Source organism: Catellatospora sp. NPDC049111 (assembly GCF_040648615.1).
Taxonomy (GTDB): Bacteria; Actinomycetota; Actinomycetes; order Mycobacteriales; family Micromonosporaceae; genus Catellatospora; species Catellatospora aurea.
On record NZ_JBEZEB010000037.1, the window covers coordinates 1 to 15,596 of the forward strand.

15 protein-coding genes and 1 pseudogene are annotated in these 15,596 nt (G+C 69.6%); 9 read left to right on the plus strand and 7 right to left on the minus strand.

Features of this window, described 5'->3' with window-relative positions; translation table 11 throughout:
- Window positions 1–210: 210 nt before the first annotated feature.
- From AB0B66_RS33410 to AB0B66_RS33420, 3 genes are read right to left on the minus strand one after another with little or no spacing between them, the layout of a single operon-like run.
- Window positions 211–978: an FAD:protein FMN transferase gene (locus AB0B66_RS33410; protein WP_360537538.1), complete on the minus strand. Its 768-nt coding sequence runs from the start codon at window positions 976–978 to the stop codon at window positions 211–213.
- Window positions 975–1,427, minus strand: a complete 453-nt coding sequence (locus AB0B66_RS33415; RefSeq protein WP_360537540.1) for an FMN-binding protein — start codon at window positions 1,425–1,427, stop codon at window positions 975–977. The genes AB0B66_RS33410 and AB0B66_RS33415 overlap by 4 nt, the downstream gene beginning before the upstream one ends.
- A gap of 51 nt (window positions 1,428–1,478) precedes the next feature.
- Window positions 1,479–2,882, minus strand: a complete 1,404-nt coding sequence (locus AB0B66_RS33420) for a ferredoxin reductase family protein (protein ID WP_360537542.1) — start codon at window positions 2,880–2,882, stop codon at window positions 1,479–1,481.
- 86 nt (window positions 2,883–2,968) lie between these two features.
- On the opposite strand from AB0B66_RS33420, the gene AB0B66_RS33425 reads away from it, so the two are divergent.
- Complete coding sequence (locus tag AB0B66_RS33425) at window positions 2,969–3,661, plus strand: response regulator transcription factor (RefSeq protein ID WP_360537544.1); 693 nt, start codon at window positions 2,969–2,971, stop codon at window positions 3,659–3,661.
- Entirely contained in the window at window positions 3,658–4,878 is a 1,221-nt protein-coding gene (locus AB0B66_RS33430) for a HAMP domain-containing sensor histidine kinase (RefSeq protein ID WP_360537546.1), read from the plus strand. Before AB0B66_RS33425 ends, AB0B66_RS33430 begins: the two co-directional genes overlap by 4 nt.
- Before the next feature lie 56 nt (window positions 4,879–4,934).
- Here AB0B66_RS33430 and AB0B66_RS33435 read toward each other — a convergent pair whose 3' ends face one another.
- The 3 genes from AB0B66_RS33435 to AB0B66_RS33445 form a co-directional block, all read right to left on the minus strand.
- On the minus strand, window positions 4,935–5,174 hold the full coding sequence (locus tag AB0B66_RS33435; RefSeq protein WP_360537685.1) for a VIT1/CCC1 transporter family protein: 240 nt from the start codon (window positions 5,172–5,174) through the stop codon (window positions 4,935–4,937).
- A gap of 37 nt (window positions 5,175–5,211) precedes the next feature.
- Window positions 5,212–5,673 (minus strand): VIT1/CCC1 transporter family protein, encoded by a 462-nt coding sequence (locus AB0B66_RS33440; RefSeq protein ID WP_360537548.1) that lies wholly within the window; start codon window positions 5,671–5,673, stop codon window positions 5,212–5,214.
- 84 nt (window positions 5,674–5,757) lie between these two features.
- Window positions 5,758–5,886 carry a hypothetical protein gene (locus tag AB0B66_RS33445; protein ID WP_360537550.1) on the minus strand — a complete coding sequence of 43 codons (129 nt, stop codon included), beginning with the start codon at window positions 5,884–5,886 and terminating at the stop codon, window positions 5,758–5,760.
- Window positions 5,887–6,939: 1,053 nt separating this feature from the next.
- On the opposite strand from AB0B66_RS33445, the gene AB0B66_RS33450 reads away from it, so the two are divergent.
- The 3 genes from AB0B66_RS33450 to AB0B66_RS33460 all read left to right on the plus strand — a co-directional run bounded on the left by AB0B66_RS33450 (window position 6,940) and on the right by AB0B66_RS33460 (window position 9,776).
- The gene (locus AB0B66_RS33450; RefSeq protein WP_360537552.1) at window positions 6,940–7,422 is read left to right on the plus strand and encodes a cupin domain-containing protein; all 483 of its coding nucleotides are present in this window, start codon (window positions 6,940–6,942) and stop codon (window positions 7,420–7,422) included.
- Between the two features lie 277 nt (window positions 7,423–7,699).
- A complete protein-coding gene (locus tag AB0B66_RS33455; protein ID WP_360537554.1) occupies window positions 7,700–8,116 on the plus strand; it encodes a cupin domain-containing protein in 417 nt (138 codons plus the stop codon).
- 580 nt (window positions 8,117–8,696) lie between these two features.
- Entirely contained in the window at window positions 8,697–9,776 is a 1,080-nt protein-coding gene (locus AB0B66_RS33460) for a HAMP domain-containing sensor histidine kinase (protein WP_360537556.1), read from the plus strand.
- Here AB0B66_RS33460 and AB0B66_RS33465 read toward each other — a convergent pair.
- A pseudogene (locus AB0B66_RS33465) lies at window positions 9,748–11,024 on the minus strand (ISL3 family transposase); the annotation flags it as partial. The gene AB0B66_RS33460 and the pseudogene AB0B66_RS33465 sit on opposite strands and share 29 nt — an antisense overlap.
- Window positions 11,025–11,374: 350 nt before the next feature.
- On the opposite strand from AB0B66_RS33465, the gene AB0B66_RS33470 reads away from it, so the two are divergent.
- The 4 genes from AB0B66_RS33470 (at window position 11,375) to AB0B66_RS33485 (ending at window position 15,425) form a co-directional block, all read left to right on the plus strand.
- A complete protein-coding gene (locus AB0B66_RS33470; RefSeq protein WP_360537558.1) occupies window positions 11,375–11,602 on the plus strand; it encodes a ferredoxin in 228 nt (75 codons plus the stop codon).
- On the plus strand, window positions 11,599–12,987 hold the full coding sequence (locus AB0B66_RS33475) for an FAD-dependent oxidoreductase (protein WP_360537560.1): 1,389 nt from the start codon (window positions 11,599–11,601) through the stop codon (window positions 12,985–12,987). Before AB0B66_RS33470 ends, AB0B66_RS33475 begins: the two co-directional genes overlap by 4 nt.
- A 12-nt stretch (window positions 12,988–12,999) precedes the next feature.
- Window positions 13,000–14,214, plus strand: coding sequence for a cytochrome P450 (locus AB0B66_RS33480; protein ID WP_360537562.1), 1,215 nt, complete (start codon window positions 13,000–13,002; stop codon window positions 14,212–14,214).
- Window positions 14,215–14,444: 230 nt separating this feature from the next.
- On the plus strand, window positions 14,445–15,425 hold the full coding sequence (locus tag AB0B66_RS33485; protein ID WP_360537564.1) for an alpha/beta hydrolase: 981 nt from the start codon (window positions 14,445–14,447) through the stop codon (window positions 15,423–15,425).
- The last annotated feature ends 171 nt before the right edge of the window (window positions 15,426–15,596 follow it).

A 15,596-nucleotide genomic window follows, 5' to 3' on the forward strand; every position in this document is an offset into this window, starting at 1 on the left:
CTGCGGCGATCAGGCGCACCCGACCTGCGCCTGATCGCCGCAGGCCGGGCCGTCAACAGCCCGGCAGAGCGCCGTTCGGTGAGTGGCCACGCGACTTGCTTACATCGGCATCAACTGATGCACATCGTCGGGACGAGGTGCACGCCAGACTCGACCGGTCCATGTCTGCCGGGCCAGAGTACGACGGACTGCCGTGATGTGGCTTCAATCCTAGGCTGGCGAGGCCGCAGACGGCAGGCCGCCCGATTGCAGCGCCCGCCCGTCGGTGGTCAGCACTGACCACTGGTGGCCGTCGAGCCGGTTCAGCCAGCTGACCGACCGTGGTCCCATGGCCATCGCGGCGGTGGCATAGGCGTCGGCGTCGGCCAGATCGGGTCCGATCACGGTGGCTGAGGCCAGGCCGTGCGCCGGTCGGCCGGTGTGGGGGTCGGTGATGTGCGCGCCCCGCTCGTAAACGCCGGACGTGGCGACTGCGGCGTCGGTCAGTTCGAGCGTCCACGCCAGCGAGTCGCGGTGCCACGGGTTGGCGACGCCGATACGCCACAGCCGATCCGGTGCCGGCCTGCCTCGTATGCAGATGTCGCCGCCGGCGTTGAGGCAGTGGCTGCCGGCGCCGGAGGCGGCCAGCCGTTCGGAGGCGACCTGGACCGACCAGCCTTTGACGTAGCCGGACGGATCGAAGCGACCGTCGGCGAACGCGTCGAAGTATCCGTCGGTCGCCGTCCACAGGCGGGTGCAGTCGTCCAGTACACGGCGGGTGTCGGGCGAGCAGTCCTCGCGCCGCAACACGCCCGCCCGCAGCAGGCTGACCTCGCTGTCCGGCCGGTAGGTGCTGAACTTCCGGTCGATCTCGCGCAGCCAGGCGAACGTGTCGTCGGCGAGCCGCTCGGCCTGCTGCCGGGGGAGCGGATCGGCGATGTCGAGGCTGATCACCGTGCCCATGATGTGCTCGACGCGCCGCAGCCCGGGGCGGTTCACGAGCGGAAGTGCGCGGTGTCGAGGGCGGCCTGCAGCGAGTCGATGTAGCCGTCGGTGGTGACGGTCGCGCCGCTCACACCGTCGATGCGGGCACTCTGGGCGTCGATGACCTGGGCACGCAGCATCGGCAGGGCCCGGGAGTTGATCTCTTCGTCGCGTCGGTTGCCGGACGGCTGTGCCAGCACCACGACGTCGGCGATCCGGCCCGAGACGATCTTCACCTGGACCTGGACGGGGCCCCAGCGGGTTGCGACGGCCGGGCCGTTGACGGTGAGGTTACCGCTGACCGCTGCCGGCGTGGGGCCGTTGGTCGGCATCGTGCCGGTGGCGTCAGGGCCGCCGACGATTCCCGCCGGCGCCGCGCCGGCGACCGCGGAGGTCGTGGTTCGCGGACCGGAGAGGCTGGTGCGGTAGCTGAGCATGAGTACGACGGCCGCGATCGTGGTCATGACCGCCATCGTGATTCTGCGCATCGTGTCGTGTCTTTCCGTTGTGAGAGGTCACCAGCCGAACTGCTCGGCGTGGATCCGGTCGCGTGGGGTGCCTGCCGCCGCCAGCGCCTGCTGGACTGCGCGCATCCACGGCTGCGGCCCGCACAGGTAGACGTCGCAGTCGCGCACGTGTGGCACCAATCGGCGCAGCACCGCCGGGTCCGGGTCCGTGGCCAGGTTCGCGGGCAGGAACGAGGCGTGCCGTGGGCGCGGTCCCGACAGCGGCAGCACGTACAGGCGCTGCCGCGCCGCCAGCGCCGCGAGCTCGCGGCCGAAGGCGGCCTCCTCCACGGTGCGGGTGCGGTAGAGCAGCGTTACGTGGCGGCGGGAGATGGCCGGGTCGTCGAGCAGGGCCCGCATGACCGTGATGCCGATACCGGCGGCGAGCATGAGCACCGGACGGCCTCTGTCAGCCGTGCCGGTCAGTACGCCGTACGGTCCCTCGACCGCGACGCGGGTGCCGGGTCGCAGGCGGGCCAGCCGGGCGCTGCCGTCGCCGAGGTCTTTGACGGTGATCCGCAGCCGGTCGGCCTGCGGGCCGGCTGACAGGGAGTAGGGGTTGGCCCGGGTCCAGCCGGGGCCGTCCAGGAAGCGCCAGAGGAAGAACTGCCCGGGACGGACCGGCAACCGGTGGAGGTCTCGTCCGCGCAGGTGGACCGATACGATCCCGGGAGCCTCGGGCACGACAGCGTCCACCACGAGCCGGTGCCGCAGCGTGCGCCACAGCGGCAGCCCGACCCGGAACAGCACTACGCAGCCCGCGGCCGTCAGGTACAGCGTCCACCAGTAGGCGCGGGCCCAGGGGGTGGCGACGAAGTCCGCCCCGGTCCACAACTGGTGCGGCAGCGCGAGTGCCAGACCGAGGTAGGCGTACAGGTGCAGCAGGTGCCACGACTCGTACCGCATGGCCTGGCGTGCGGCCCGCACCGAGGTGACGACGACCAGCCCGATCGCCGCGGTGCCGCCTACGGCCAGCAGCATCCCGGGGTAGGTGGCCACCAGGTCCCAGGCCTGCCGTACGAAACCCTGGCGTCCGGTCGCGGCGTACCCGGCGATGGTCGCGACCAGATGGGCCACGAGCAGCCAGAACGATGTGAAGCCGAACCAGCGGTGGCGGCGGGCCAGTGCGTCCTGGCCGTAGGCGCGCTCCACCCACGGGATGCGCGCCATCATCAGCACTTGGAGCAGCATCAGGTCCGCCGACAGCAGTCCGGTCAGCCGCCCCAGCGAAGTGAGCCCGTCGTCGACGCCTTCGAGCTGCTGGATGCCGCCGTGCGCGGTCCACAGCGCCGTCACGGCCACCACCGATGCCATCGCGGCGCCGCCGGCCGCGTCGGCCCACCAGCGGCGGGCCCGCCACGGCGGGGGAGCGGACGGACGGGCCTGGGGTGTCGCGGTGACGGGGGCGCCCATCGCCACCTCCTCGATCGGGTCGGTCGCAGGTCAGCTTGCCCCGCGTATCTCAGAGGCTTCTGAGACGGCTGTGGGACCATCGGCTCGTGACTGAGCCCGCCGTCCACCCGCATGGCTCGCCCCTGCCCGCGCTGCTGCTGGTCGAGGACGACGCCCAGCTCAGTGGACTGCTGACCGAGCTGTTCACCGACGCCGGCTATGCGGTGGAGGCGGTCCGCGACGGCCAGGCGGGTTTGCACGCCGCCCTGACCCGCGCGTACGACGTGCTGGTGATCGATCGGGGACTGCCCGCGATCGAGGGGGTGGACCTCGTTGCGCGGCTGCGGCGGCGCGGCGTGGTCACTCCGGTCCTCATCCTGACCGCTCTGGGCACCGTGGCGGACCGCGTCGAGGGCCTGGACGCCGGTGCCGAGGACTACCTCGTCAAACCCTTCGAAATCGACGAGCTGCTCGCGCGGCTGCGGGCGCTGCGCCGCAGGCACTCGGACGTCGCCACGCTGGTCAGCCTCGGCCATCGTGAGCTGGACCTGGCCGGTCGGCGGGTGACCGGCGCTGGGCGGGAGCCGGTGGAACTGTCGGGGCGTGAGACCGAGCTGCTGGCGGCGCTGGCGTCCAGGCCGACCCGGGTGTTCACCCGGGAGGAGTTGCTGGACAGCGTGTTCGCCGACGCGGACAGCCCTGGGGCGGTTGACACCTATGTCTACTACCTGCGGCGCAAGCTCGGCGCCGACGTGGTGCGCACTGTGCACGGACTCGGCTACCGGATGGGCCGGGCATGAGCGGCGAACGCGGTGGCGCCGACGCCCGGCTGCTGCGACGTGCCACCGCAGTCATCGCCGCGCAGACTGCGCTGGCGGTTGCGGTCGTCGTGGCGGCCGTGGCGGCGCTGGTGCTGTTCCTGACCATGCGAGAGCAGCAGGTCGACGCGGAACGGATCGTGCGTACCGCGGCCCATTCCGCGCAGGACGTCAACGACGCACCGCCGCAGGCGGTGCTGATCATCCGTGACCAGGACGGACGGACCCAGTACAGCAGCGGCACGCGGCCCGGCCTGCGCTCGGTCGACGTCGGAGCACTGCCCGCCGGCGCCGGCGAGGTGTCGACGCCGCCCGACGGGCACCACGACGACACCACTACCTACCAGGTGTACGTCGTCGACCAGCCGGGCCGGCGGGTGGTCGCCGCCCTCGACGGCCGCTACCGCCACTACGAGACAGAGCGGCTGCTCACGTCACTGCTGCTGGCAGGACTGGTCGGGATCGTCGCCGCGGCGGGTGTCGGCTGGCTGACCGGCCGCCGCGCGGTGCGTCCGCTCAGCGAGGCGCTGGGCGCGCAGCGCCGGTTCGTCGCCGACGCCAGCCACGAGCTGCGGACCCCGTTGACGATCCTGCACACCCGGGCGCAGTTGGCCGCACGTCGACCGGGCCTGGACGAACGCACCCGCCAGGAGTTGCAGCAGCTGGTCAGCGACTCGCGCGTGCTGTCGGAGATCGTCAGCGACCTGCTGCTGTCGGCGCAGGCCCAGCACCGCCCCGACACCCGCGAACCGGTCGACCTGACGCTGCTGGCCCGTGACGTCGCCGCATCTTTCGAAGCCAGCGCCCAGCAGGCGGGCGTGACGATCACCGTCCTGGTGCCCGACCAGCCGTGCGTCATCGACGGCGTCGGCGCCGCGCTACGGCGCGCCGTCAACGCTCTGATCGACAACGCACTGGCGCACACGGCACCGGGCGGCACGGTGACCATCCGGGTAGCCCACGGCACCGGCGTCAGCCTTTCCGTCGCCGACGACGGAGAAGGGTTCGACCCCGCGGAGGTGCCCAGGCTCACCGAGCGGTTTGCCCGGGGCTCAGGGACGGTCGACCAGGGCCGCCGGTTCGGGCTGGGCCTGGCCCTGGTACGGGAGGTGGTCCAAGCACACGGCGGTGTGCTCACACTCGACGGCCGGGTGGGCGCCGGGGCGACCGCGACCATCACGCTGCCGGCCCGCCGCTGACACGGCAGTCTGTGGTGAGCCACCGCAGGAGTCAGGCAGCCCGTGCGGCAGCCGGGTCAGCCTGCGGCGACGCCGACGAGATGCCTGAGCGCGTAGGTCACCGCCATCGCCAGCGAGCCGCCGACGACCAGCCGGGCCACCGCCCGCCGGACCGGCGAGCTGCCAAGTCGCCCGCTGACCACGCCGGTCAGCGCCAGCGAGGCCAGCACGACTGCGAAGGTGACCGGGATCCTGATGTCTGCCGGGGGCAGCAGGATCGCGGCCAGCGGCAGCAGCGAACCGGCGGTGAAGACCAGCGCCGAGGAACCCCTGGCACGCCACGGGCCAGCAGCGTCAGGGGTTGGTCAGCTCCTGGGCCGTGATGCCCAGCTCGACCTCGGTATGAGCGGCGAAGGCGTCCACCGCGGGCAGTTCCGGGGCCACCTGCCGCGCGGTCGCCGGTTGCGGGCCATTCGCCTGGTACAGCGCGGTCAGCTCGTCGAGTTCCTGCTCGGGGAACTCGGCTAATTCGGTGCGCTCCTTGGCCAGCAGTGCCCGCTCGGTGTCGCGCTGGCTGCTGACCGACACGTACTCGCCCAGCGCCATCGACACCGCGCCCGCGCCGAGTCCGGCGACACCTGCGGTGAGGATCGGAGCCGTCGCCGAGGTCGCGCTCGCGACACCGACGACCAGGCCAGCTGTGGACACGATGCCGTCGTTGGCGCCGAGGACACCCGCCCGCAGCCAGTTCAAGCGCGCGGCGAGCCCACCGCGGTGCGGCTCGCCCTCGTGTGCTTCCGGACGGTCACGGTCCATGGCGTCCTCGTCCCCATCGGATGGAGTTGTCGTGGTGCGGATCTCCTACCTCCGGCACGAGCCTTCCTCCTGGCCGGGCGTTGGTCAACCGCGGCCGTCCGGGGCCGAGCCCATGAGCAGGGCCAGCCGGCGGCGGTACTCCTCATCATCGATCTCGCGTCGGCCGAGTCGCTGGGCGAGGATCTCGCGCGGTGCGGGCGGCCGATTCGGCATGGCGTCCCCGGTATGGCTGAACCGGGCCGCGAGGAGTCGACCCGGTCGGTCGGTATGGCGAACTGCCCGATGTCGTAGCTGGAGTAATACGCGTTAGTACAGCGCCGCAAATCGGACAGCCGCCGGTCGGGGACATAGATTCCGGAGTATTGACGACTCAACAGGTCATCAAACTACGTTCGTTCCAATTGTCTATTTTGCCATGTGCCAATTGGTTATGCTGAATACCTGAGGTGCTCTGAACTGGGTGAGTGTGGTTCTGGAATGGTGCAATCACATACCCTTGACTGGGGGTACTTCATGCTTCTGGCGACCTCGGCAAACGTTGCCTAGTACACCGCTGACCCTTATAGCCCTGGGGGTCAATAGGTCGTCGGTTCGAATCCGGCCAGCCCGACAGAACGAAATTGCAGTTCACGGGCGGTTCCGGCACTCGCTGGAGCCGCGTTCGACGTTCTTCGAAACACGGCTTTTACGCGTACGCGCGTACGGTTTCGGTCTCGTCTCGGGCAACCCGCTTGGACCCGGGGTGCCTGCGACTGACGTGCGCGGCCCACGCGTGAACTGGATCTTTTGCGCGCCGACTCTTTGTCTGGGGTACTAGATGCCTGACCTGCGCGGATGACCACGGCGTTGAGGTGATCATGTGATCGCGTTCAGTGCATGTCATCGATGAAACATGACCGGCGACAGCCATCGGCGCCACCGCGCCGGCCGTCGGCACCTGATACCGGCGATGGGACGGTTCGCGGCACGGGATCTCCCATCCTTTGCGAGGATGGTGCTGTCGGCTGCGTTGCGTGGGCTGCGTGATGACCCTGCTGGTCGAGATCCTGCCCGGCGGCAAGGCTCTCCCGCCGCACAAGCACTCTGGCCCGCGGCGTGTCGAGGATTTCCCGGTTCGGGCGCTCGGCTGGCAAAGGCTCCGAAGACGGCTTCGGTCGGCCGCACGCCGGAACCGGTAGACGGTCACCTCACCGGGTGCGTCGACGCTCACTGACCCGACCGACCAGATGTGGCACACGCATCCAAAGGACCGAAGGGATGGTTCGCATGTCGTACCCCACGCAGGTGTACACGGGGGATACCGGCGAGATCAACGCGAATTTCCGGCCGGTGGACACTCCTCCAAATGTCGGCACAGCTGGTAGGGACGCCATTTACTACCTGGCGACCACAACCACCACGCGAGGCGAATACGGACTCTTCCGAGTCGAGATGAGCGCGAAGGCGGGTGGCCCCAAGACTCATTTCCACAAGACCATCTCAGAGTCTTTCTTCATCCTCAACGGCACTGTTCGTCTTTTCAACGGCGAACAGTGGATCGACGCGCAGCAGGGCGACTTCCTCCATGTGCCGCAGGGCGGACTGCATGCCTTTCGCAACGACTCCGACGCGCCGGCTGACATGCTTCTGCTCTTCACTCCCGGAGCACCGCGTGAAGGGTATTTTGAGGGGCTTTCGCAGCTGGCCGATGCCACGGACGAAGAGCGCGCCAGGTTCTTCGACAAGCACGACTCGTACTTCGTGGAGTAACCGGCAGTTACTGAGGGCATTTCAACCTGACGTGCGTGGATGTCTCAGGTTGATCAACTGATCGTCGCCAGGTCGGCCGATTAACAAAGCTCCTGGTAGGACGGTTTGCCGCAAACACCAGTTCCAGCAGGAGCTTCAGTTGCTGCGATCCTGCGGTCATAGGTCAGAACGGCTCCGTAGAGCTGCGTTTCGCCGTCCGTGCGCCCGGGTTGGACGTGGCGGGAGCAATGCGCGGATTCGACCGCCCGGACCATCCGAGGCGTCCTAGCGTTGGTTCATGACGATGTCATCGGAACCGGCCTGGCCGATCACCTCGGTGCTGACCACGCTGCTGGAGCAGACCCCGCCGACCGTGCCCCAGCCGACCCAGGTCATGACGCTGCTGGTCGAGATTCCACCCGCAGGCCGCGGGCTGCCGCCGCACCGGCACTCCGGCCCGGTGTTCGGCTACATGCTCGAAGGTGAGATGACGTTCGAGGTGGAAGGAGAGCCCGAGCGAGTCATCAGGGCAGGGGAGGCGTTCTGGGAACCGGGTGGTGACGTGATCCACTACCAGGACTCCAACAACCTCGCAGACGCGACGAGCAGGTTCGTCGTAACGATGATGATGGTGCCCGGAGAGCCGATGATCACCTTCGTCGACGACGATGAGCTTGACCGCCGGCGTGACCGGCGTGCACCGCGACCAGCGTGAACTGAGGCTCGGTGCAGAGTCGGCGGCCGTTGGGGAAGGCGCTGGCGGGCCGGCGGGTAGAGGCCGTGGCCGACGCTCGCACACCGGTCGCGAACGGCACCGTCGCAGGCAAGGCGGTCGTTGACATCACAAGCTGGACAACCGGCGCACAGCTGTGGGTACACCGGCACGCGGCTTGTCTGCTCGACACACGAAAACGTCGCCTTCTCGTTGCTGCGATGGTGCATGGTGCAGGAGCTGCAACGCACACCGCAGCAGGTCGACGAGGTGTTTCGTGCGCTGGTGCTTCCCGGCGTACGTGCCGCCGTTCGGCTGCAGTAGCCGCCCGCGGGGCAGCGTCCGGGGGGAGGCGCTGGTGCGGTGGTGATGGCTGCCGGGCTGGTAGGCGCCGGCGACCGCGCTGACGATCACCGTCGTGGGCCGCTCCGGCGCTGCTAGTCGAAGGAGCTCACCGAGGTCAGGCTCTCGGTTGAAGCTTTCACTCATCGTGGGTGACCCGCGGTTCGCGCCGATGCGGCGCACGACGCTGCGCCGGGAGCGACCGATGAACGACGACAAGCCCGACGCTGCGGTCGGCTAGATGCTGCGCCGGATACTCGCGATCCAGCTGGCGGTGGCCGGTGTCGCGGCGGTGGGACTGGGCACGCCGCTGGTGCTTCTGCTCCTGTCCCGCTCGGGCCCGGTGCCGACGGCCTGGTGGGTCTCGCTGGGGTGGTTTCTGGTGCTGCTGGTGGCCGGCACCGTGGTGTCGGCCCGCGCACTGGCGCGCAGGCTGAGCACCCCCATCGAAGTGCTGACGGTGCAGGCACGGGCGTGGCGGGACGGCACGTCCCAGGGGTCCGTCCCGACTGCGGGCCCGGCGGAGTTGCAGCGGCTCGCCGACGCTTTCAACGAGCTGGGTGCGCGGATGGCGGCGCTGCTGGAACGGCAGCGGTCGTTCGTGTCCTATGCCAGCCATCAACTGCGGACCCCGCTTGCCACCCTGCGGCTGGCGGTCGACAATCTGCGGTTCCGGCCCGGCGCCGATGAGGACGGCGATCAGCAGGAGGAGTTCGACATCCTGGTCGACGAGATCGACCGGATGACCCGGATCTGTGACTCGCTGCTGGCCTATGCTCGGGCTGAGGCGACTGCCGCCAGCCCTGCGGAGGTCGACCTGTCCGCACTGGTCGCCACCCGGGTGGAGATGTGGGAGCCGGCTGTCGCGCTGGCCGGCCTGCAGATCGTGCGCGGCGGTGCCGACGGGGTCGTGGCCTGGGCCGCAGAGGCCGCCATCAGCCAGTGCCTGGACGCGCTGATCGACAACGCGGTGAAGTACGCCGGACCCGGGGCCCGCATCGTCGTGGCCGCGTTCCGCCTGCCGGACGGCTGGACGCAGCTCGACGTGATAGACAACGGGCCGGGGCTGGCCGACGAGGAACTGTCCAACGTCAAGCAGGCGTTCTGGCGCAGGTCCGCCGACCAGAATCAGCTCGGTTCCGGACTCGGCATGACCATCGCCGAATCCCTGATCACCGCCTCGGGGGGGCACGCTGACGCTGATGCCGGCCAGGCCGCGTGGACTGCGGGTGCACATCAGGCTGCCCGCCGACGCTCGCCATCACGGCTGACGGCCGAGTATGTCGGCCGCTCAGCAGGATGCGATGGCGTAGCAGGGTGAAACCGGCTCGGCCGTGCATCTGGCGCATGATCCGCTTTGTCTCGGTGTTCACTCCTTCGGTCCCGCCGTTGTGGTAGGGCAGGGTGACGGCTGCGTGGACGGCGTCGCGGTCCTGGTCGAGGCCTCGGCTGAAGGAGTGCAGGCAGGGTAGGTGGGCCCCTCGGGCGCAGGCGATCCACGCGTCGAGTCTTTCGCTGTTGCCTTCCCTCGGCCGTAGCAGTTCGGCGAACGAGCTGATGAGCTCGGCCAGGTCGATCATCTCGGGGCAGGCGGCGACGAGATCGTCGCGGACGGCGAGCTGCTTGTCGGTGAGGCCGTCAGGGCGGGTGAGCATGAGCCGGGCCAGGCGGCGGGGCGATATCGATGGCCGGTCGCCTTCGACTCGGCCCTGGATGATGTAGCGGTAGAGCAGGTTGAGGCTGCCCTGGTAGCCCTGCGTTTTTATCTCCTCGAACAGTCGCAGCGCGCTGACCGCGGGGTCGTCGCTGCGGTGTTGCCGCAGGTGGTCGCGGTAGGTGTCGACCAGGGTGGGCCGATACTGGGGAGCGCGCTGGAGGCGTTCGGGTTCGGCCACCCGTGCGTAGCGTTTGACGGTGTTGAGCGACAGGTTCAGCCTTCGTGCGCATTCGAGGCCTACCCGCTGCTGGAGGAGGACATGGACCTGGTGCCAGCGTTGCAGGGTGGTCTGTGCGCGCGGGCCGTCCTGCGGTGGGCTCGCCTTGGCCCAGTAGGCGCTGTGCGCGGCGACCTCCTTCAGCACGGCCTTGCCGAGGTTGTCCCACAAATGCCACCGGTCGGCGACCTGCACGGCATCGGGCAGTGCACGGCGGACCGCTTCGGCGTACGCGCCCGATCCGTCGCGGCAGACCACGGCAACACCGGGATGGGTCCGCAGCCATGCTTCGAGGGTGTCGGCGGTGCGGTCGGGTAGTACGTCGACGCGTCGGCGGGTCTCGGCGTCGATCAGCACTGTGCGTAGCAGTGGCGTCGGCGCAACGCGAAGTCATCGACGCCCAGTACCCGGGGCACCGGCAGTCGGGCGAAGGGGATCCGGCGCAGGACCCGGACGGTGGTGTGCCGTGACAGGTCCACGCCCAGGGCTGACAGCAGCCGTGCGGCTCCACGCCCGGCAAGCTCCCTGGCCACTGCGCCGACCTGTCCAGCCAGGCGTGGGGTACGCCGCTGGTAGCGCTCCAGCACGCCCGGCACCTGCTCACGAAACGTCTGCCGACACCCGCGCGTAGGGCATCTGGCGGCTGTTCAGCCAGCAGCTGTGCCTGCCCCACCCCGGCGCTAGCCGCTCCGGCGCTGTCATCGACCGGCTGTGCCTGGCCAGCGCGTCGGCCGATCCCGGTTTGGCGTACACAGCGGTCCTGGCGCCCACGAGGTCGCCCTGAATCCGTTTCAGGTCCGCGCGCAGCCGGGTGCGAGATAGGCTTTGTACCTGCGGATACATGCCTGACGGGCTGCGGCGTTCGCATCCGAGAGAGTAGACGCCTTCTATGCGCGTCCCCAGTGCGCCCGCTCAGCGGAGTGGTGTGCCGGCGGTCTCGCCGCAGATCCCCACACGGTTTCCGTAGTCCGAGATGGAGGTCGGGATGAGGGTTGTGGTAGATCTTTCCCGATGCCAGGGGTATGCGCAGTGCGCGTTCCTGGCCCCGGACGCGTTCCGGATGTACGGCGAGGAAGCGCTGATGTACGACCCGAACCCCGACGAGTCGCAGCGCGACCAGGTGCTGCGGGCCGCGGCAGCCTGCCCGTTGCAGGCCATCCTCGTCGAGCGGCTCGCCGACCGCGACCTGGCGGTGGAGACGAGGCGGTCATGACCAGCAGGGCCGAGGTGTTACAGGCCTTCAAACGCGACGGTCGCATCGCCATCGTCGGCGCCTCGCTTGCAGGCCTACGGACAGCCGAGGCGCTGCGCGACGAGGGCTTCACCGGGTCGCTGACGATGATCGGCGACGAGGCGGGCGAACCGTACGATCGTCCTCCGCTGTCCAAGCAAGTGCTGACTGGTTGGGTACCTGCCGAAGGGACCACGCTGCCCCGACGTCGCCACATCGACGCGCAGTGGCTGCTGGGGGTACCCGCGTCAGGGCTCGACCTGGCCAAGTACGTCGTGCGGCTCGCGGACGGGCAGGAGGTGCCCTTCGACCGGGTGCTGATCTCCACCGGGGTACGGGCGCGGCCCTGGCCGGTCGAGGCTGAAGCGGCCCTGGACGGGGTGTTCGTGGTGCGTACCCGGGAGGACGCCGACGGTCTGCGTCGAGCGCTCGCCGCCGGGCCCAGGCGCGTCCTGATCATCGGCGCGGGTTTCACCGGCTCCGAGATCGCCTCGATCTGCCGTGAGCGCGACATCCCGGTGACAGTGGCCGAACTCGGGCCCGCGCCGCTGGTCGGGGCGCTGGGCGCCATGATCGGTGAGATCGCGGCAGACATGCAGCGCGCACACGGTGTCGACCTGCGCTGCGGTGTGAAGGTCACCCAACTCGAGGGCGATGAGCAGGGCCGGTTCCGCCGCGCTCACTTCTCCGACGGCGGCACGGTCGACGCCGACGTCGCGGTGGTAGCCCTTGGCGGCATCCGCAACACCGAGTGGCTGCGCGACTCCGGTCTGGCGATCGGCCCGTGGGGAGTCGCGTGCGACTCCGGCTGCCGTGCCTTCGACCTGAACGGCCTGGTCACCGATGACATCTTCGTCGCCGGGGACGTGGCGCGCTGCCCGCATCCGATCTACGAGTACCGTTTCATCTCGCTGGAGCACTGGGCCAACGCCGTGGAGCAGGCCCAGATCGCCGCGCACAACATGGTCAACCTCCAGGCGGACCGCTGGCCGCACCTGTCGATCCCGGCGTTCTGGTCCATCCAGTTCGGCGTCAACATCAAGTCCGTCGGGGTGCCGACCTTCGCCGACGAAGTAATGGTGACGCAGGGATCGGTGTCCGATCGCCGCTTCGTCGCCGCGTACGGATACAAGGGCCGCGTCACCGCCGCCGTCAGCTTCAACAACGCCAAATGGCTGGACCACTACCGCACGCTGATCGAGGCGGCGGCGCCCTTCCCGCCGCCCCTGCCGACGCCGGACCAGCCCGCCGACGCCAAACCCATGCCGGTCGACTTCCCCGGACCGCTGCTGCTCAGTCAGGACGCCACCGTCGTCGTCACCGGCCACGACCCGAGCGAGCGGCGTGTCACGGCCGTACGGCTATAGAGAGGAAGCAGCATGACCACCACGGAGGCGCCCGACACGCTGCGCCGGATCCTCGACTACTCCAGCCGGGCCGACCCTTATCCACTCTACGCCGAACTGCGCCGGACCCCGGTGGCCCTGCAGGAGGACGGCAGCTACGTGATCAGCACCTATCGCGAACTCACCGAGATCCTGCATAACCCGCACCTGAGTTCCGACGTGCGCAACCTGTCCCGGCCGATGGCCGCGACCGAAGGACGGGAGACGCCGTCGTTCATCAATCTCGACCCGCCCGAGCACGACCGCATGCGGCGCCTGGCTATGCGCCACTTCGGCCCGCCGCACACTCCGGGCCTGGTCGACGGCATGCGCCCCGACCTGACCGCCATCGTCGGCGGCCTGCTCGACGGCCTGGCGAGCAAGACCGAGATCGACATCGTCGACGACTTCGCCTACCCGTTCCCGGTCACCGTGATCTGCCATCTGCTGGGCGTGCCCCGCGAGGACGAGCCGCAATTCCACCACTGGGTCAACGCCGTCATCGACGCGATCGACTACGACCCCAAGACCGACCCGCCGGAGAAGCTCAGCAACGGCGTGCAGGCCCGCACCGACCTGCACGCCTACCTCGGCGGGCTCCTGGCGCCGCGCCACGGCAAGCCCGGCGACGACCTGCTGTCACGGCTGGCCAACGACGACGGGCCCGAGGGGCGGATGACCGACGAGGAGATCATCAGCACCGCCAACCTGCTGCTCATCGCCGGCCACGAGACCACCGTCAACCTCATCGCCAACGGCATGCTGACGCTGCTGCGCCACCCGCAAATCCTGCAGCGGCTGCGCAGCGAGCCGGACCTCATCGTCCCGCTGGTCGAGGAGCTGCTGCGCTACGAGCCGCCCGTGCACATCATCCCCTGGCGCGCGGCGTACAGCGACATCGCCGTGGGCGGCACCGTCATCCCCAAGGGATCACAGGTCATGCTCATGCTCGCCTCGGGCAGCCGCGACCCCGAGCGCTTCCACGAGCCCGACCGCTTCGACCCCGACCGCCAGGACAACCAGCACCTCGGGTTCGGCAGCGGCATCCATCTGTGCTTCGGCGGCCCGCTGGCCCGGCTGGAAGCCCAGATCGCGCTCAGTGAGCTGGTACGCCGGCTGGACAAGCCCAGGCTCGTCGCCGATCCGCCGCCGTACCGGCCCAGTCCGGTGCTGCGAGGCCCGATCCATCTACCCATCGAGCAGCGCTGACACGTCGGCGGGCACGGCGGGACGCGGCAGCGAGCGGTCGCCGGCAGCTGGGCCAGCACCGCCGACCCACGAACGTGGGCCACGGTGGGACCGCCCGCCCAGTGATCTGCGGCTTGCAAGACCCTGTGCATCGACCAGCGCGTAGATTGAGGAACGGGCTGGTGCGGTTATCGCCGCGCGACCCGCACCCATGTCTTCGGGGGCGTACGGTGATAAATGTCCGGAGGCGCGTGTCTGCACTGCTGGTGCTCGGCATGGCGACATTGGCGACGGCATCCTGCAGCCAGGTCGCCGCAGGCCCCAGCCCGTCGACCGCGCCGACGTCACCGACCGCCGCGCGAGGTGACTTCGCGGGATTGGTCGACATCGGCAACGGCCGCAGGGTGTACCTGGAATGCCACGGCACCGGCAGCCCAACCGTCGTCATGCAGTCGGGCTTCGGCAATGCCGGCGACATCTGGAGCCTGGCCGACGCGCAGCCGCCGGCGGTGGCACCCGGGGTAGCGGCCTTCACCCGGGTCTGCGTCTACGACCGTCCCGGCTCGCTGATCACCACGACGAACGCCGGCGCCACCGTGACAAACGCCCCTTCGCCGACCGCAGCGCGGAGCACACCGGTGCCGCCCATGCCCCGAAACCCCGCCGACCTGGTTGCGGAGCTGCATACCCTGCTGGCCGTCGCGGGCGTGCCCGGACCATATGTGCTGGTCGGCCACTCACTCGGTGGAGCCCTCAGCCAGCTGTACGCCCGTACCCATCCCGACCAGGTCCGCGGGCTGGTCCTCGTCGATGCCGGATCACCGGCGCACCGGGCCGCACAGTCACCGCAACTGTTCGACAAGAGCCGTTACCCCACGATCCCGCCGGGCACGGCGCCCGGCTACCGAACCGAGGCCTACGACCTGGGCGCCGTCTACGACCAGATCGAGGCGGCTGCACCGTTACGTCCCATGCCGGTGGTCGTGCTGTCCTCCAGTGACCTCGACCTGCCCGATCCCATGCCGTCGCCATACACGCCCGGCGAGCGCACGGACGTGGACCGGGCATGGCGTGAGGGCCAGGACGCGCTCGCCGCCGCAATACCCGGCGCCCAACACGTCACCGTCCCCGATACCTCCCACTACGTGCAGAACCAGCGACCAGACGCCGTCATCGAGGCCGTACGCGAGGTCGTCACCCGCGCCGCGTCGCCTCGGCCCACCGATTCCTGACCGACCCGCGCCTGGCCCACACCCTGTCCGACCTGCTCGGCCGGGACTGTACAAATAACGGCGGATCTGCTCAACCGGTGGGCGCGCACCGAACGCGACCTTCCCGCCGCCCCCGAACTCTGACTCCGCGGACCAGTGCCGTGTGCCGCGGGCCGATCGGTCCACGGCACA